The 16,666-nt window shown below is 56.8% G+C and carries 19 protein-coding genes; 1 reads left to right on the top strand and 18 read right to left on the bottom strand.

Annotation, left to right across the window (positions count from 1 at the left end; genetic code table 11):
* Positions 1-27 precede the first annotated feature (27 nt).
* The 16 genes from ARCT_RS0104560 to rpsJ form a co-directional block, all read right to left on the bottom strand.
* A complete protein-coding gene (locus ARCT_RS0104560) occupies positions 28-831 on the bottom strand; it encodes a LamB/YcsF family protein (RefSeq protein ID WP_036784397.1) in 804 nt (267 codons plus the stop codon).
* Complete coding sequence (locus tag ARCT_RS0104555) at positions 828-1,859, bottom strand: 5-oxoprolinase subunit C family protein (RefSeq protein WP_027239004.1); 1,032 nt, start codon at positions 1,857-1,859, stop codon at positions 828-830. Before ARCT_RS0104555 ends, ARCT_RS0104560 begins: the two co-directional genes overlap by 4 nt.
* The gene (locus tag ARCT_RS0104550; RefSeq protein WP_027239003.1) at positions 1,856-2,605 is read right to left on the bottom strand and encodes a 5-oxoprolinase subunit B family protein; all 750 of its coding nucleotides are present in this window, start codon (positions 2,603-2,605) and stop codon (positions 1,856-1,858) included. Before ARCT_RS0104550 ends, ARCT_RS0104555 begins: the two co-directional genes overlap by 4 nt.
* Positions 2,606-2,843: 238 nt before the next feature.
* The gene (locus ARCT_RS0104545; protein ID WP_027239002.1) at positions 2,844-4,304 is read right to left on the bottom strand and encodes a methyl-accepting chemotaxis protein; all 1,461 of its coding nucleotides are present in this window, start codon (positions 4,302-4,304) and stop codon (positions 2,844-2,846) included.
* 191 nt (positions 4,305-4,495) lie between these two features.
* Positions 4,496-4,867: a glutaredoxin gene (locus ARCT_RS0104540; protein WP_027239001.1), complete on the bottom strand. Its 372-nt coding sequence runs from the start codon at positions 4,865-4,867 to the stop codon at positions 4,496-4,498.
* 198 nt (positions 4,868-5,065) lie between these two features.
* Complete coding sequence (locus ARCT_RS25420; protein ID WP_051360542.1) at positions 5,066-5,977, bottom strand: MBL fold metallo-hydrolase; 912 nt, start codon at positions 5,975-5,977, stop codon at positions 5,066-5,068.
* A 297-nt stretch (positions 5,978-6,274) separates the two neighbouring features.
* On the bottom strand, positions 6,275-6,688 hold the full coding sequence (rplP, locus tag ARCT_RS0104530) for a 50S ribosomal protein L16 (protein WP_027239000.1): 414 nt from the start codon (positions 6,686-6,688) through the stop codon (positions 6,275-6,277).
* Between the two features lie 11 nt (positions 6,689-6,699).
* A complete protein-coding gene (gene rpsC, locus ARCT_RS0104525; RefSeq protein ID WP_027238999.1) occupies positions 6,700-7,410 on the bottom strand; it encodes a 30S ribosomal protein S3 in 711 nt (236 codons plus the stop codon).
* The gene (gene rplV, locus ARCT_RS0104520) at positions 7,410-7,790 is read right to left on the bottom strand and encodes a 50S ribosomal protein L22 (protein ID WP_009810820.1); all 381 of its coding nucleotides are present in this window, start codon (positions 7,788-7,790) and stop codon (positions 7,410-7,412) included. The genes rpsC and rplV overlap by 1 nt, the downstream gene beginning before the upstream one ends.
* A gap of 3 nt (positions 7,791-7,793) precedes the next feature.
* Positions 7,794-8,072, bottom strand: a complete 279-nt coding sequence (rpsS, locus tag ARCT_RS0104515; protein WP_009810819.1) for a 30S ribosomal protein S19 — start codon at positions 8,070-8,072, stop codon at positions 7,794-7,796.
* A gap of 3 nt (positions 8,073-8,075) precedes the next feature.
* Positions 8,076-8,918: a 50S ribosomal protein L2 gene (gene rplB, locus ARCT_RS0104510; protein ID WP_027238997.1), complete on the bottom strand. Its 843-nt coding sequence runs from the start codon at positions 8,916-8,918 to the stop codon at positions 8,076-8,078.
* A 324-nt stretch (positions 8,919-9,242) separates the two neighbouring features.
* Positions 9,243-9,803, bottom strand: coding sequence for a hypothetical protein (locus tag ARCT_RS0104505; RefSeq protein ID WP_027238996.1), 561 nt, complete (start codon positions 9,801-9,803; stop codon positions 9,243-9,245).
* Positions 9,804-10,071: 268 nt separating this feature from the next.
* Complete coding sequence (locus ARCT_RS0104500) at positions 10,072-10,368, bottom strand: 50S ribosomal protein L23 (protein WP_027238995.1); 297 nt, start codon at positions 10,366-10,368, stop codon at positions 10,072-10,074.
* The gene (rplD, locus tag ARCT_RS0104495) at positions 10,365-10,982 is read right to left on the bottom strand and encodes a 50S ribosomal protein L4 (protein WP_027238994.1); all 618 of its coding nucleotides are present in this window, start codon (positions 10,980-10,982) and stop codon (positions 10,365-10,367) included. The genes ARCT_RS0104500 and rplD overlap by 4 nt, the downstream gene beginning before the upstream one ends.
* On the bottom strand, positions 10,979-11,689 hold the full coding sequence (gene rplC, locus ARCT_RS0104490; protein ID WP_027238993.1) for a 50S ribosomal protein L3: 711 nt from the start codon (positions 11,687-11,689) through the stop codon (positions 10,979-10,981). The genes rplD and rplC overlap by 4 nt, the downstream gene beginning before the upstream one ends.
* An 18-nt stretch (positions 11,690-11,707) precedes the next feature.
* Positions 11,708-12,022: a 30S ribosomal protein S10 gene (gene rpsJ / locus ARCT_RS0104485; protein ID WP_008207555.1), complete on the bottom strand. Its 315-nt coding sequence runs from the start codon at positions 12,020-12,022 to the stop codon at positions 11,708-11,710.
* 271 nt (positions 12,023-12,293) lie between these two features.
* Between rpsJ and ARCT_RS0104480 the strand changes: the two genes are divergently transcribed.
* Positions 12,294-13,112: a hypothetical protein gene (locus ARCT_RS0104480; protein ID WP_027238992.1), complete on the top strand. Its 819-nt coding sequence runs from the start codon at positions 12,294-12,296 to the stop codon at positions 13,110-13,112.
* A 176-nt stretch (positions 13,113-13,288) separates the two neighbouring features.
* Here ARCT_RS0104480 and tuf read toward each other — a convergent pair whose 3' ends face one another.
* Both tuf and fusA read right to left on the bottom strand, forming a co-directional pair.
* A complete protein-coding gene (gene tuf / locus ARCT_RS0104475; protein WP_027238991.1) occupies positions 13,289-14,464 on the bottom strand; it encodes an elongation factor Tu in 1,176 nt (391 codons plus the stop codon).
* 63 nt (positions 14,465-14,527) lie between these two features.
* The gene (fusA, locus tag ARCT_RS0104470) at positions 14,528-16,648 is read right to left on the bottom strand and encodes an elongation factor G (protein ID WP_027238990.1); all 2,121 of its coding nucleotides are present in this window, start codon (positions 16,646-16,648) and stop codon (positions 14,528-14,530) included.
* Between the last annotated feature and the right edge of the window lie 18 nt (positions 16,649-16,666).

Raw genomic sequence — 16,666 nt, 5'->3', positions numbered from 1 at the left:
GGAACAGGGCTGAGGATCAAGGATCCGCTAGCCTCTGCGGCCTTTGAACTGCGCCAGCTCAACGCCACCGGCCTGCAGACTGTTGCGCACGGATTGCGCCAGCTGCACCGCCTCGGCCGTATCCCCATGCAGGCAGATGGTATCAATCGAGGTGGCAATGCGCTTGCCGCTTTCGGTAATGATCGCGCCTTCCTGCACCATCTGCAGGATGCGCGGCCCGGCCAGATCCGCATCATGGATCACCGCCCCCGGCAACGAGCGATCCACCAGGGTGCCATCATCATTATAGGCCCGATCGGCAAAGATCTCGCCACACCAGTTGCAGCCCAGATCACGCACCACCTCTTCCATTGCGGTGGCGGCCAGAACCATGATGATGATATCCGGGTCCACCTCCAGTGCCGCCTCATAGCAGGCGCGCGCCATGGCGTGATCAACACAGGCCATATTGGACAGCGCCCCGTGCAATTTCAAATGCCGCACCTCGGCGCCCTGCGCTGCCGCCATGCCGCGTGCCGCGCCCAGCTGGTAGCGCACCATATTGCCCAGGCTGGCCGGGGTCATCTGCATCTTGCGACGGCCAAAGCCCTGCAGATCCGGGAAACCGGGATGCGCCCCGATGCCCACGCCGTTGTCCCGCGCCAACGCCATGGTCGCGGCCATCACATCCGCATCGCCCGCATGGAAACCACAGGCGATATTGGCCGAGGTCACAATATCCAGCAAAGCGGTGTCGTCGCCCATGGTCCAGGGGCCAAAGCTTTCGCCCATATCCGCGTTGAGATCGACAGTTTTTGCCGTGCTCGTTTTTACCGCGTCAGTGTTGCTCATGTGATGTCTCCAGATTCAAAAGGGTCCGCCTCTGCCGAGACCACCCCGCTGACCAGTTGAAAAGAAAGCAGATCCTGCATCATCGCCGGATCACGCAATAGGGGCTTGCAGGCCGAAGGCAGCGCTTTCACCATAGCATCGTGTCTGGCCTGGATCGCCAGCCCCTCGTCCAGAGTAACCCAAACAAACTGCAGATCCATCCCGGCCTGTGCCTGCGCCACCTTGCTCAGATCACAGGGCAAAACCGTGCCGATCCGCGGATAGCCCCCGGTGGTTTGCGCCTCGCGCAGCAGCACAAAGGGTTTGCCGTCGCCGGTCATCTGCACATCCCCCGGCAGGATCACCTCGGACAGGATGTTGAGCTGCCCTGCCGCCGAGAACCCCGCCCCGTCAGAGATCATCTCAACCCCCATCCGGTTGGCCCGACTGCCCCGTTTAAAGGCTGTATCGGCAAACCGCGCCCGCACCTCGGCGGTAAATAAATCAGACTGAAAGCCCTCAACGATCCGCAAGGCTCCGCCCTGAAACCGGTCCTCAGCCACCAGCCCAAGTCCAACTTCGCGACCACGGTCCGCACCGCAGGGCAGCAGATCCCCCACCGCGACAGGGCTGCCCAGACCAGACATCACATGCACGGCACGGGCGCCAAGCAGCACCTCGCTGGCGATGCCACCGCCCAGGTGCAAATAGCCATATAGCCCCTTGCGCGCGGCGCCGATCTCCAGTTTCTGCCCCGCCTGGACCTGATGCGAGGCGTTCCAGGCGAGGCTTTCGCCATCAAGGCTCGCCTGCATCGGTGCCCCCGTCAGGGCAATACGCAGGGGGCCGGTTGCCTCAAACAGCCCGCCGATCCCGGCCATCTCCAGCGCGGCCAGATGTGCATCTTGCCGCAACAGCGCCGCGCCCTCGGCCAGGGCCAAAAGATCAGCAGCGCCACCACAAGAGACCCCTTGTTGCAATTGTCCCGGGCGCCCCTGATCCTGGATCGAGGCAAGCGGACCAATGCGAAGTACCTTGAGCCCGCTCATGCTGGGATCTCCTCGTGGCTGGCACCGCCAAAATGGCTGTCCTCCAGGCAGAAGCGATCATAGTCGGATCTGCTGACCGGCGTAAAAATCATCTCGTCCCCGGGCCGCAGGGCGATGGGTTCCGGTCTGCCCAGTTGAAATCCGCGAAACCCGGTTTGGCCGACGTGACGCCAGCCTGTGGGCGCGGTGGTGGCAAAAAGCACAAACTGGCTGATCGCCAGCACCAGTGCTCCGGTTGGCACCTGTGGGGTCAGCTCGGTTTGGCGGGGCAGGTTCCATTCCGCGCCGAGAGGTCCCAGATAGGGCTGCCCCGGTGCAAATCCAATGGTCAAAACCCGCACCCGCGCGCTGCCCAGGCTCTCGATGGCCTGGGTTTCGCTCATTCCGGCGGCATCGGCGGCCTCGGACAGTTGCGGCGCCAGATCGGTGCCAAACACCGTCGGCACCCGCCACAAGCGCCGCCCGCCCGGCAAGGCCGCCTGCTGCCAGTCCTGTTGCTCCAATAACTCCCAAAGCAGGGTCTCGAGCGCCTCATGGCGCAGCACAGTCCTGTCAAAACGCAAAAAGACAGAGGCCAGCGAGGTCGAGACCTCCGCAACCCCTGACCAGCCGCTGGCCTTCACCGCCGCGCCAAAAGCCAGAGTAGCGCGGTTTGAGGACTCGCTCAGCGCATCTGAAAAGGTCACCAGCATACCGTCCAGCCCGGCGGTGCGAATTATCGGAAAACGCGACGTGCTTTGTGTCACCCTGATGCCCCCAGAAAAGTGTGGCGCCACCGTCGCGGCAGGCCTGGCTGGTGTCAATATTGCTTTTGCATCCGGTTGACCCCTCTGAATCGCCAGGGATTTTCCAAACGGCCAGCAAAAGGGGATGAAGCAAAGGGTGGACACACAAACGGCCCAGAAATCCGGACCGTTGCGTTTATTGGATTTTCAGAGGGAATACCCCGCCCCCCATCCCCCGCACAACAGTGCGAGAGGGCCGTTAAAAATCATCCCAGCCCGGCGGTGTCCCATGTGCGGATACCGCAGATGGCACAAACTGTGCCCCAGCTGCGCCAGTGCCGGTCTGCAACAGGGCGGGCGTTGCGTTGCGCTCTTGCATTGGTGATGCCGCAGGCAAAGGCACCACGGTTGCGCCGCTTTCAGCCGTTACCTTGAAGGCGCCCAATTGCTGGGTCAATTGACCTGCATCGTTGGACAGGGTCAGGCTGACGGCCGTGGTTTCTTCAACCATGGCGGCGTTTTGCTGTGTCACCCGGTCCAGCTGCACAACACCTGTATTGATTTCCGACAAAGCCGAGGATTGTTCGGCTGCGCCGCGTGCAATCTCACTGATATGCACCGTAATGGTGCCCACGCTTTCGATGATCCGCTCCAGCTCTGCACCCGTTTGTCCAACCAGGTCAACACCGCTGCCCACATGATGCTGGCTCTGGGCGATCAGGTCCTTGATTTCCCCGGCGGCATGGGCAGAGCGCTGCGCCAGGCCGCGCACCTCTGAGGCAACAACGGCAAAGCCACGCCCGGCCTCACCGGCGCGCGCGGCTTCGACCCCCGCGTTCAGCGACAGCAGATTGGTCTGAAAGGCAATGTCGTCAATGACGGTGATGATCTTGGCAATTTCATCAGAAGAGCCTTCGATCTTGGACATGGCCTCTATTGCCTTGCCAACCACATCTCCGCTCTGCATGGCAACAGTTTGCGCCTCACTGACAATTTCTTCAACCTTTTTGGCCCCCTCGGCAGAGGACTGCACGGTCGCGGTCAGCTGCTCTAGCGCTGCTGCAGTTTGTTCCAGTGTTGCGGCCTGGCTTTCGGTGCGCTCTGACAGGTCACTGGAGGACTGGCTGATCTCCCCCGCAGTACGCCCCACCCCAACAGAGACCGTTTTGGCGTTGGTCACTGTCAATTCCAGCTGTTCAACAGAGTCATTAAAGGCCTTGCCCAGATTGCCAATGTCCGCAATCTCCGACACCTCAACCCGGTGCACCAAATTGCCATGGCGCAGGGCCTCCAGCCCTTCGGCGACCTCCTCAAGACCGCGACGCCGCGCGGTCACGTCGCTGGCCACTTTCACCACCCGCTCCAATTTTCCGTCAGCCCCCAGGCAGGAGGCATAGGTGGCCTGGATCCAGATTGTCGATCCATCCTTGGTCACGCGGGGGAACTGGTCGGTAATATCCTCACCCCTGGTCAGCCTTTCCCAGAAGGCGGCATATTCGGGGCTTTGGACAAACTCCTCTGGCACAAACATCGAGTGCTGCCTGCCGACAATTTCCTCCAGGTCATAGCCAACAGCCGCAAGAAAATTCTTGTTCGCGGTTAAAATTTTTCCCTGAGGATCGAACTGAATAGTCGCCTGAGTCCGGTCAATCAGACCCGCAATAACCTTGTTCGTCTCAATCTCGGAAATCTCTTTTTGAGACTTTCTTTTAAATAACAATGCCATACTCTGCGCCCAACCTATTCACTACTTGCAGAGTATCTACCCTTCCAAGTGCTTTTTTTTCCTTAATTTCAACTGGGAAAACCCAGCGGAGCGAGGGCTAAGTGATCCTATTTGCATAAAAAGCAGCCCTTATAGGCTACAGGACAGCGGCAAAGTCCGATCACCACAGCACAGTGGCCAGGGTATCAGCGGCGCTGCAAAGACGGCATGTCAGGGTTGGGATCACGCAGCAATCGCTGCAGTTCCGAATTGCCACCAACAAGCACCTGGTCAACAAAAATCATCGGAAAGGTCGCCCAGCCCGACCACATCTTGAGCGCCAGCCGCCTGTGCCACTGCGAGGTGTAGCTTCCATATTCCAGATAGGTGAAGGGGATACCTGCCTCTTGCAGCGACTTACGCGCCTTTGACACCACCGGATTATGTTTCATACCGATCACAACAACCCCATTGTCAGCAACCGCCTCCATGACCTCTTGCACAATGTCCTGGTGGTAGCTGCGGATCGTTTCTTTGATGGCCGGATGAACGGCATCAGGGCTTAGCAATTGGCGCATGTCACAGTCTCTCAGATGATTTCAGTGGGGACTTGGGCCAGGTACGGCTTGTGCCCCGGCTTACAGTTTATCTCTGGTACCCGGCTTCGCTGAGGAAGCACAGGAACGACCCAAACACATTCTGAGACAGGCCACAATCCGCCAGTCGCTGCGGCCACCTGGGGTAGAAATGTGCCGCTCAGCGTGAAATCCGCAGGCCTACTCCCATTCCATCTGCATATAGACACTTTGCGCGTTTTTCCGGGCAATCTGATCAAAGACAGCCAGGTAGCTGAATTGGGACTGATCAATATGGGTCCCGTCCTCGATGGATCCGCCGGCCTCGATCACCTTGGCGATCTCGCTGCGCAGATAGGACAAGTAATCACGGGTTTCCGCCCTCGCCTGGGCAATATCCGTCGCTCTGCCATGGCCCGGCACAATATGTTTGGCGCCAAAAGCCGCCATGGCATCAAACACCTCCAGCCAGCTGACGCTATCCCCTGCCGGACCAATCCCCAACATGCGATCGACATAGACAATATCGCCCGTGAACATCACCTCCTGCGCTTGCAGCCAGACAAAGCTGTCACCCAGAGTATGGGCTGAGCCCCGGTGCATGATGTCAAAACGCATCTGGCCGACATCCAACCGATAATCCCTTTCAAAGGTGATATCGGCAAAGGACGGCTCAGTCCCCTCAAGGTCGTCCCCCAGCAATTGTGCCAGGGCCGACATCTGCAACGAGGCACGGTCTTTGTGATCCCTGACCGCCGCCTCTGAGGCGATGACAGTTGCGCCCTGGGCCTGCCAATAGCCATTGCCAAGCCAGCGGTGATCCTGCCCGCCCGTGTTGATCACGTATTTCACTGGCTGATCGGTGAGCCCGCGCACAACCCCGTGCAGGGCCTCGGCTCCCGCCCAGGACCCGCCCGGATCTACCAGAACTGCGCCGGCATCCGTTTCGACCAGACCAAAGGTTGCATTGTTGGCATGATTGTCCGGGCTGCGTTGCTCGGTGGGGCCAACGATGGCCCAGATCCCCGGCATCACCGGCTGCACATCAAGCCCCTGCGCAAAGGCAAGACCAGGGAGAACAAGCATGGCGACAGTCACAATGGTGCGGATCATGGCAGGGCGTCTTTCACTATTACGCAAAGGTGCATCTGCCCAGCATCCTAGCGCTCACATTCCAAAATACAAATGCGACATTCTACCCTGCCCCTTGTGGCCCCTGCGAGAGCTGCGCAGATGGCTAGCGGCCTTTAAGGCTCTCAGACGAGGGGAGATACCAGCAAGCATCCGCACCGCCAGCAGCGACAAAGGCCTGAACGCGCAGCGGGTCGACAGCCTGCAACAGAAAAACCCCCGCCGATTTCTCAGCGGGGGTTTTTAATTTTTCCGATGATCGGGGTTAGATGACCGGGGTTACCAGTCTTCGCGAACCACGATGCGGGTCTTGACCGGCAGTTTCATCGCGGCCAGGCGCAGGGCCTCGCGGGCGACATCGTCGTTGACGCCGTCGATTTCGAACATCACGCGGCCAGGTTTGACCTTGCATGCCCAATAATCCACGGAACCTTTACCCTTACCCATACGAACTTCGACGGGCTTGGAGGTCACTGGGGTATCTGGGAAGATACGGATCCAGACACGACCCTGACGTTTCATGTGACGGGTCATGGCACGACGGGCAGCTTCGATCTGACGCGCGGTGACGCGCTCAGGTGTGGTTGCCTTGAGGCCGTAGGTGCCAAAGTTCAGATCGGAGCCGCCTTTGGCGTCGCCTTTGATCCGGCCTTTGTGCATTTTACGGAATTTTGTACGCTTTGGTTGAAGCATCTATTCTCTCCTTAGCGACGACCGCCACCAGCACCACGAGGTGCAGGGCCGTCCTGGAGTTCCTGTGCTTTACGGTCACGTGCCTGAGGATCGTGTTCCATGATCTCGCCTTTGAAGATCCAGGTTTTGATCCCGATGATACCGTAAGGTGTCATGGCTTCGTTGTGAGCGTAATCGATGTCGGCGCGCAGAGTGTGCAGCGGCACACGACCTTCGCGGTACCATTCGGTACGGGCGATTTCAGCGCCACCCAGACGGCCAGCAACGTTCACCCGGATACCCAGGGCGCCCATACGCATGGCAGACTGTACGGCACGCTTCATCGCGCGACGGAAAGATACACGACGTTCCAGCTGCTGAGCAATCGACTCACCAACCAGCTGCGCGTCCAGCTCGGGCTTGCGAACTTCAACGATGTTGAGGTGCAGTTCCGAGGCAGTCATCGAGGCCAGCTTCTTGCGAAGCACTTCGATGTCAGCGCCTTTTTTACCGATGATCACGCCAGGACGTGCTGTGTGGATTGTCACACGGCATTTCTTGTGAGGGCGTTCAATGATCACGCGGGCGATGCCAGCCTGCTTGCACTCATCCTTGATGAAATCGCGCAGCTTGATGTCTTCCAGCAGCAGATCACCAAAGTCTTTGGTGTCGGCGTACCAGCGGCTGTCCCAGGTGCGGTTGATCTGCAGGCGCATGCCAACCGGATTGACTTTATGTCCCATTAGGCTTGCTCCTCAACTTGACGCACCTTGATGGTGATCTCAGCGAACGGTTTCAAGATCTTGCCGAAACGACCACGCGCCCGTGGACGACCACGCTTGAGGGTCATGTTCTTCCCAACCCAGGCTTCGGCGACGATCAGCTCGTCAACGTCCAGGTTATGGTTGTTCTCAGCATTGGCAATCGCGGACTGAAGGCATTTCTTCACGTCCTGCGCCACGCGCTTGTTCGAGAAAGTCAGGTCGGTCAGAGCCTTGTCGACTTTCTTGCCGCGGATCATTTGCGCAACCAGGTTCAGCTTTTGCGGGGAGGTGCGGAGCATGCGCGTTTTCGCCATTGCTTCGTTGTCTGCCACGCGGCGGGGATTTTGTACCTTACCCATGACTTACTTCCGCTTCGCTTTTTTGTCAGCGGCGTGGCCATAATAGGTACGAGTTGGCGAATACTCACCAAACTTCTGACCAATCATGTCTTCCGAGACGTTGACAGGAATGTGTTTCTGACCGTTGTACACACCAAATGTCAGACCCACGAACTGGGGCAGAATGGTGGAACGACGAGACCAGATTTTGATGACATCATTGCGGCCCGACTCGCGCGCAGCTTCGGCTTTTTTAAGCACGTAGCTGTCGACAAAAGGACCTTTCCATACAGAGCGAGACATAAATTAACGCCCCTTCTTCTTGGCGTGACGCGAGCGGATAATCAGCTTTTGCGACGCTTTGTTTTTGTTACGGGTGCGCTTACCTTTGGTCGGTTTGCCCCATGGGGTTACCGGGTGACGACCACCAGAGGTACGACCTTCACCACCACCGTGTGGGTGATCGATTGGGTTCATGACAACACCACGTACCGAAGGGCGGATGCCCTTGTGACGCATGCGGCCCGCTTTACCAAAGTTCTGGTTCGAGTTGTCGGGGTTCGACACAGCACCAACTGTGGCCAGGCATTCCTGACGGACCATGCGCAGCTCGCCCGAGGACAGGCGGATCTGAGCGTAGCCACCGTCACGACCAACGAACTGAGCATAGGTACCGGCTGCACGGGCGATCTGGCCGCCTTTGCCGGGCTTCATTTCGATGTTGTGAATGATGGTACCAATCGGCATGCCAGAGAAGGGCATTGTGTTGCCGGGCTTGATGTCTGCCTTTGCCGAAGCAATGACCTTGTCGCCAATGCCAAGACGCTGAGGTGCCAGGATATAGGCCTGTTCACCATCTTCGTATTTGATCAGAGCGATAAACGCGGTCCGGTTCGGGTCATATTCGATCCGTTCAACGGTTGCCGCGATGTCGAATTTGTTACGTTTGAAATCGACGATACGATAGAGGCGTTTTGCCCCGCCACCTTTGCGGCGCATCGTAATCCGTCCGGTGTTGTTCCGGCCGCCCTTTTTGGTCAAACCCTCAGTGAGAGATTTAACCGGACGCCCTTTCCAAAGCTCCGAACGGTCGATCAGAACCAGCCCACGCTGGCCCGGCGTCGTCGGCTTATACGACTTAAGTGCCATGCTTTCTGTCTTCCGTTTAGCGTGCGGACCCTTAGGTTATTGTCTTTGGACCCGCTATGTGTAAGCCCCCCGTCCGCCGAGCCCCCATGGGACAATGACTACTAAGGTGGCCAGTCTTTAGGGCCCCGAAGGTCCCCAGCTCAAATCATCCCACAAAGAATACGGCCCCAGAACGAATCTGAGGCCAGTAGGATCGTGCGGATGTAGCAGGGTTGCGGGTGGCTGGCAATGGGGGGAAGAACGGAAGTCTTCGGTTTCCTGTACAATAGGTTGATCACCTAAAGCCTCGCCATTTATTCCTTATGGAAACCTGAACTGCTCCGATCAGTTGTTACAAGTCATTTTTGCAAAAAAGATCCTTTGATCATCAGCCCTCGCCAAGCGCCCTATTGCACGCATTTCTTGATCTAACTGCCGATCATAGCCTTTCCAGCTACAGCTTCCCTCTTCCTGCACCGCCCGCTCAGCCATTGACAGCAACTGAGAAAAGCTCCGTTGATTTGCGGCAGTTTTGGCGGCGTCGAGACGTCTCTTACAGTCATAGTATTTTGAGCTGTCAAGAACCGGTACGGTCCCGGAATAGTCTGACGCTCGCTGAATACACCCCTGCTCGGAAGTGACGACTGCGCCATCAGGCATCTTGACGCTCGCGGCAGTCACTGCGCCAAACATATAGATGCTTTCCCCGGGAGCTACCTGAACAGCCCCACGGTGCATTTCGCTGACTTCAAGGAAATCCTTCCAGTACACTTTGGTTTGCCCAAAATTCACCGAGAAATTTTCGCCGCCGGTGCTACTTTGCGAACACCCTTGGACTACAAGGCATAAAGCGATGACTACAAACACATTCAATCTATTCAAACCAAACACCTCTAAATCTGGCATATGCAAATTCTTGCTTCCACTTACACCTCTAATTCAGCTCAAAGTTGCAATCAATGCCAGCTCGTAGCAGCCCTATTTCCATTCTTCGGCTATCAAGCCGGGTGCGCCCGACCCTCCCGGTAAACCGAAGGTTTGCCTCCAGCAGAACGGGAGGGCCCTTCGCACCCACTCTAGGTCAGGCGCCGCTCTCTCGATAGCGCAACGCCTCAACAAAAAAGGCCCCCGCTTCGCAGCGAGGGCCTCTCTATTAGTTCAAAAGAACCTGATCTCAGAGTCCGGTGGACACGTCGATTGTGTTGCCCTCTTCGAGCGTCACATAGGCTTTTTTCACGTCTTTGCGACGGCCGATCTGGCCGCGGAACCGCTTGGCTTTACCCTTGGTGATGGTGGTGTTGACCGCCTTCACCTTCACACCAAAGAGGCTTTCAACAGCTTCTTTGATCTGGGGTTTGTTGCTGCCGATCGCAACTTCAAAAACAACCGCACCGTTTTCGGATGCCATGGTGGTTTTCTCGGTGATGATCGGCTTGCGGATCACGTCGTAGTGTTCTGCTTTAGCGTTCATTTCAAACGAGCCTCCAGTGCTTCGAGACCAGCCTTGGTGATAACCAGGGTGTCACGCTTCAGGATGTCGTAAACGTTCGCACCCATTGTTGGCAGGATATCCAGACCTTCAATGTTGCGCGAGGCTTTCAGGAAGCCTGCGTTCACTTCGGCACCGTCGATGACCAGCGCGCGCTTCCAGCCGAGGTTTGCAACCTGTTTGGCCAGAGCACCGGTTTTGCCTTCGGCAGCAGCGTCAGAGATCACAACCAGTTCACCGGCTTTCGCCTTGGCAGAGAGTGCGTGACGCAGACCCAGCTTGCGGAACTTTTTGGTCAGCTCGTGGCCGTGCGAACGCACAACGGGGCCTTTGTAGATACCACCACCGCGGAAGATCGGTGCCGAGCGCGCGCCGTGGCGTGCGCCACCGGTGCCTTTTTGGCGATAGATCTTCTTGGTCGAGTATTTGACTTCCGAACGGGTCTTTACCTTGTGGGTACCGGCCTGCGCGTTGTTACGCTGCCAGCGGACCACACGGTGCAGAATATCCGCACGGGGCTCCAGACCAAAGAGGTCGGCGTTCAGCTCGATGTCGCCAGCTTTGCTGCCGTCGAGATTCATCACATCAAGTTTCATGCTTCACCACCTTCCGCAGGGGCTTCGCTCGCAGCGGCTTTGATACCAGCTGGGAAGGGAAGACCTTCAGGAGCTTTCTTCTTCACGGCATCCTTGACGGTGACCCAGCCAGACTTTGGACCAGGTACGGCGCCCTTGATGAAGACCAGACCACGGTCGGCGTCAGTTTTGACGACTTCCAGGTTCTGTGTGGTTACGCGGGCAGCGCCCATGTGACCAGCCATCTTCTTGCCTTTGAAAACCTTACCGGGATCCTGACACTGGCCGGTGGAACCGTGCGAACGGTGCGAAATCGAAACACCGTGTGTCGCGCGCAGACCACCAAAGTTCCAGCGCTTCATCGCACCGGCAAAACCTTTACCGATGGATGTACCGGTCACGTCAACTTTTTGACCAGCCAGGAAGTGCTCGGCCGAGATTTCGGCGCCAACTTCGATGAGAGCATCAGCAGGCACGCGGAATTCCACGAGCTTACGCTTGGGCTCTACCTTGGAGGCCGCAAAGTGACCACGCATCGCCTTGGAGACGCGCTTGACCTTGGCGGAACCCGCACCGAGCTGAACAGCTGTGTAGCCGTCTTTATCTTCGGTACGCTGAGACACAACCTGCAGCCCGTCCAGGTGAAGAACGGTCACAGGGATCTGCTGACCATCTTCCATGAACAAACGTGTCATGCCGACTTTTTTTGCAATAATACCAGAGCGCATTATTTATACCCTCCGTTCTTAAGATTGCAGTTTGATCTCGACGTCCACACCAGCGGCCAGGTCGAGCTTCATCAGCGCGTCCACGGTCTGGGGGGTCGGATCAACGATGTCGAGCATACGCTTGTGCGTACGGATCTCGAACTGGTCACGAGATTTCTTGTCAACGTGGGGACCACGCAGAACGGTGAATTTCTCGATTTTGTTTGGCAGTGGGATCGGGCCGCGAACAGTCGCGCCGGTCCGCTTGGCAGTGTTGACGATCTCTTGTGTGCTGGCGTCCAGTACACGATAGTCAAATGCCTTGAGCCGAATACGGATATTTTGGCTTTGCATTAGTCAGCCTTTATCTAGGCGTGAAGGTTGAGAGGAGGGGCAGCGACCACCGCTTACCCTCATCGAACCCAAAAGGCGGGAATCACCCCGCCTTGTTGTTCCACCAGGGAACTAGCGCCCTATACGCGGGATACGCCAACCTGGCAAGACGTTTCGCGCGCGAAACAGTTGCCTAAGGGGCGGACGGTGGGTTTGGGGTTTGTTAATCGGCGCGAACAGGGGACACTAGCGAAGCGGATCACATTTTAGGCAACTGATACAGAGAAGCACCATGCACGAACTAACCGACGCCGACAAAGAGATTATCATACTAACTGCGGCATGTGACCTCATTGATGAGATGGTCAACTACTCGATGTTTTCTGAAGATTGGGAACCAACGTGGTCAAACGTTCTATTTCGGACAGCAGAGCATGCGGTACTATTCAACATTAGACTGTCTGACTTTCTTTCCGCTCCACAGCCATCAAAAGCGACAGAACGGCAGATGCCGTTTGGCTTGGATCCGGCGAAACCACAAGTTTCTGGATCGGATGGCTCGTTTCTTTTCTACCTCAAATCGGTATCCAAGACACCCACCTTGGCGTCCTACAGTGCGGATCTTGAGATGGCTGTTCAGGCACTTGCAAGCTGGTTAGATGGAGAAACCACCATAAAAAGTGCTTGGTTTCCCACGATACAGAAAGAAGTCAGTCTTAGAATCCCGCGACATGAAGCGCTTAAGATCACTGGAAATATAGGAAAGCACAATTTCACCAGATTGGCAGTGGATGCTAACAAGATAAAAACGATTATGGGAAAACATGGCATCCAACTAGTAGGCGGTCAGGAATACCTAATCCTTGGAGAGTTTCAAGATTGGTTTCACGATCACGCATTCATCTACCAATCCAGTCATATTTCAGAGCAACTCAACACTTTGCGCTGGGAGATCTACAGGTACCTTAAGACCATTCCATTCAGCACTGTAAAAATCTCTGAAAACTTCTTTGTAGAAGGGCAAAAGCGCATTTTGGAACAACTGTCTAAAAGACATCCTCCTGTTCCCCCTTTCACAGTTGATCAATCATTCAAAACACAGCTTTGCTAGTCAAAGGCCTAAGCTCCAAACTCGAGTGCCTACCACCTGCTGCGGTAGCAATGCAAAAGGGCGCCCCTGGGGGCGCCCTTTTGTAGACTTCACCTGTGTGGTTTTCGGGACATTCGCGCCTTGGCGCGAATACCCTGTCACCACCGGCCAGAACCCCAGCAAGCTGGGCTTCGACCTTACTCGGTGATTTTGGACACAACGCCGGCACCAACGGTGCGGCCGCCTTCGCGGATGGCGAAGCGCAGGCCGGCTTCCATCGCGATGGGGGCGATCAGTTCAACGTCGAACTTCAGGTTGTCGCCAGGCATAACCATTTCGGTGCCCTCGGGCAGAGTAACGGTGCCGGTGACGTCTGTGGTCCGGAAGTAGAACTGAGGACGGTAGTTGGCGAAGAACGGCGTGTGACGACCACCTTCATCCTTGGTCAGGATATAGGCTTCGGCTTCGAATTTGGTGTGTGGGTTCACCGACTTGGGCGCACAGAGAACCTGGCCACGCTCAACAGCTTCACGGTCGATACCGCGCAGCAGGGCGCCGATGTTGTCGCCTGCTTCACCGCGATCCAGCAGCTTGCGGAACATTTCAACACCGGTACAGGTGGTGGTCTGAGTGTCCTTCAGGCCAACGATTTCAATGCTGTCGCCAACATTGATCACGCCACGCTCAACACGGCCGGTCACAACGGTCCCACGACCAGAGATCGAGAACACGTCTTCAACAGGCATCAGGAAGGGCTGGTCAACGGCACGGGCAGGAGTAGGGATATACTCGTCAACCGCTTTCATCAGCTCTTTGATTTTCTCTTCGCCGATTTCAGGATCACGGCCTTCCATCGCCGCCAGAGCCGAGCCCGCGATGATAGGAATATCGTCGCCAGGATATTCGTAGCTGGACAGCAGCTCACGGATTTCCATTTCAACCAGCTCGAGCAGCTCTTCATCGTCGACCTGGTCAACTTTGTTCATGAAGACAACCATGTAAGGGATGCCAACCTGGCGGCCCAGCAGGATGTGCTCGCGGGTCTGAGGCATCGGGCCATCAGCCGCGTTCACAACCAGGATGGCGCCATCCATCTGTGCCGCACCGGTGATCATGTTTTTCACATAGTCAGCGTGGCCGGGGCAGTCGACGTGCGCGTAGTGGCGGGTCTCGGTTTCATACTCAACATGTGCGGTCGAGATGGTGATGCCGCGCGCTTTTTCTTCTGGTGCGCCGTCGATCTGGTCGTAGGCTTTGAAGTCACCAAAATATTTGGTGATCGCTGCGGTCAGAGTGGTTTTACCGTGGTCAACGTGGCCGATGGTGCCGATGTTGACGTGCGGCTTATTACGTTCAAACTTTTCCTTAGCCATGATGGCCTCCTTTGTTATTGAGGAAGGCCCGCAAAAACTGCGAACCTTCCAATTTCTGTTCGCTTACGCGAATTTTGCCTGGATCTCGTCCGAGATGTTCTGCGGTACGGGGTCGTAATGCGAGAACTGCATGGTGAACTGGGCGCGGCCCGAGCTCATCGAACGAAGGGTGTTGATGTAGCCAAACATGTTTGCCAGCGGCACGTTTGCGTCGATCGCAATCGCATTGCCACGGGCCTCCTGGCCGGAAACCTGACCACGACGGGAGGTCAGATCGCCAATGATACCACCGGTATATTCTTCCGGCGTGATCACTTCCACTTTCATGATTGGCTCAAGCAGCTTGGCGCCAGCTTTGCGCATGCCTTCACGCATACACATCCGTGCGGCGATTTCAAAGGCCAGAACCGAGGAGTCCACGTCGTGGAACTTACCGTCGATCAGAGCAACCTTGAAGTCGATCACGGGGAAGCCAGCCAAGGGGCCAGAATCCATCACCGAGTTGATGCCTTTTTCGACACCTGGGATGTATTCTTTTGGCACCGAGCCACCAACGATGCGGGATTCGAAGGAATAGCCTTCGCCCGGTTCGGTGGGGGAGATGATCATCTTCACTTCGCCAAACTGACCCGAACCACCCGACTGTTTCTTGTGGGTGTAGGTATGTTCAACTTCGTGACCGATGGTCTCACGGTAGGCAACCTGAGGCGCACCAATGTTGGCTTCAACCTTGAATTCCCGCTTGAGACGGTCAACCAGGATGTCCAGGTGCAGTTCGCCCATGCCCTTCATGATGGTCTGACCGGACTCGATGTCGGTCTCCACACGGAAGGATGGATCTTCAGCAGCCAGACGACCCAGACCCTGAGACATTTTCTCCTGGTCGGCTTTGGTCTTGGGCTCAACCGCGATCTCGATAACCGGATCGGGGAAGGTCATGGTTTCCAGAACCACCGGATCGTTGACGGCGCAGAGCGTGTCACCTGTGGTGGTGTCTTTCAGACCTGCCAGCGCGATGATGTCGCCTGCGAATGCTTCCGTGATTTCCTCACGGTCATTCGAGTGCATCATCATCATCCGGCCAACACGCTCTTTACGACCTTTGGTCGAGTTCAGCAGGGTGTCGCCCTTGTTCAGCACACCGGAATAGATCCGGGTGAAGGTCAAGGAGCCAACAAAGGGGTCGTTCATGATTTTGAACGCCAGGCCCGAGAACGCCATGTTGTCATCCGCACGACGCGGAATATCACGGGTTTCTGTCTCGTCGCCGGGTTTGAAGCCCATGTAATCAACAACGTCCAGCGGGCTGGGCAGATAGTCGATCACAGCGTTGAGCAGCGGCTGAACACCTTTGTTCTTGAACGCGGAACCACCCAGAACCGGAACGAAGGAGAGCGACAGCGTGCCTTTACGCAGCAGGCTGCGCAGGGTCGCGACGTCGGGCTCTGCGCCGTCCATCAGGTAGTTTTCCATCGCGTCGTCGTCCATTTCGACGGCCGCTTCGATCATCTTGGCGCGCCATTCGTCAGCCATGTCTTTCAGGCTGTCGCGGATCGGAGCCTTGACCCAGGACGCACCCAGATCTTCGCCCTGCCACAGCCATTCTTCCATGGTCACGAGGTCGATCAGACCTTCCAGCTCGGTTTCTGCACCGATCGGAATACCAACGGGCACAGCGCGCGCGCCGGTGCGGTCTTCAATCATGCGAACGCAGTTGAAGAAGTCCGCGCCGATTTTGTCCATTTTGTTGACAAAAACCATACGCGGAACCTTGTAGCGGTCAGCCTGACGCCACACGGTTTCGGTCTGAGGTTCAACACCTGCGTTGGCGTCCAGAACACAGACAGCACCATCGAGAACCGCCAGCGAACGCTCAACTTCAATGGTGAAGTCAACGTGGCCAGGGGTGTCGATGATGTTCAGACGGTGCTTGGGCGTGTCAGCCGTGACGCCATCTTCGGTGCGTTCCCAGAATGTGGTGGTCGCCGCCGAAGTAATGGTAATACCGCGTTCCTGCTCCTGCTCCATCCAGTCCATGGTGGCTGCACCGTCGTGCACCTCACCAATGTTGTGGGACTTGCCTGTGTAATACAGGATGCGCTCGGAACAGGTGGTTTTACCTGCATCGATATGCGCCATGATGCCGAAGTTGCGGTAATGGTTGAGTGTATACTCGCGTGCCATTGGTCTAATGTCCTTTGG

The organism is Pseudophaeobacter arcticus DSM 23566, from assembly GCF_000473205.1.
Taxonomy (GTDB): Bacteria; Pseudomonadota; Alphaproteobacteria; order Rhodobacterales; family Rhodobacteraceae; genus Pseudophaeobacter; species Pseudophaeobacter arcticus.
The sequence above is the reverse complement of the archived record's forward strand: the minus strand, read 5'-3'. Positions and strand labels throughout refer to the sequence as shown.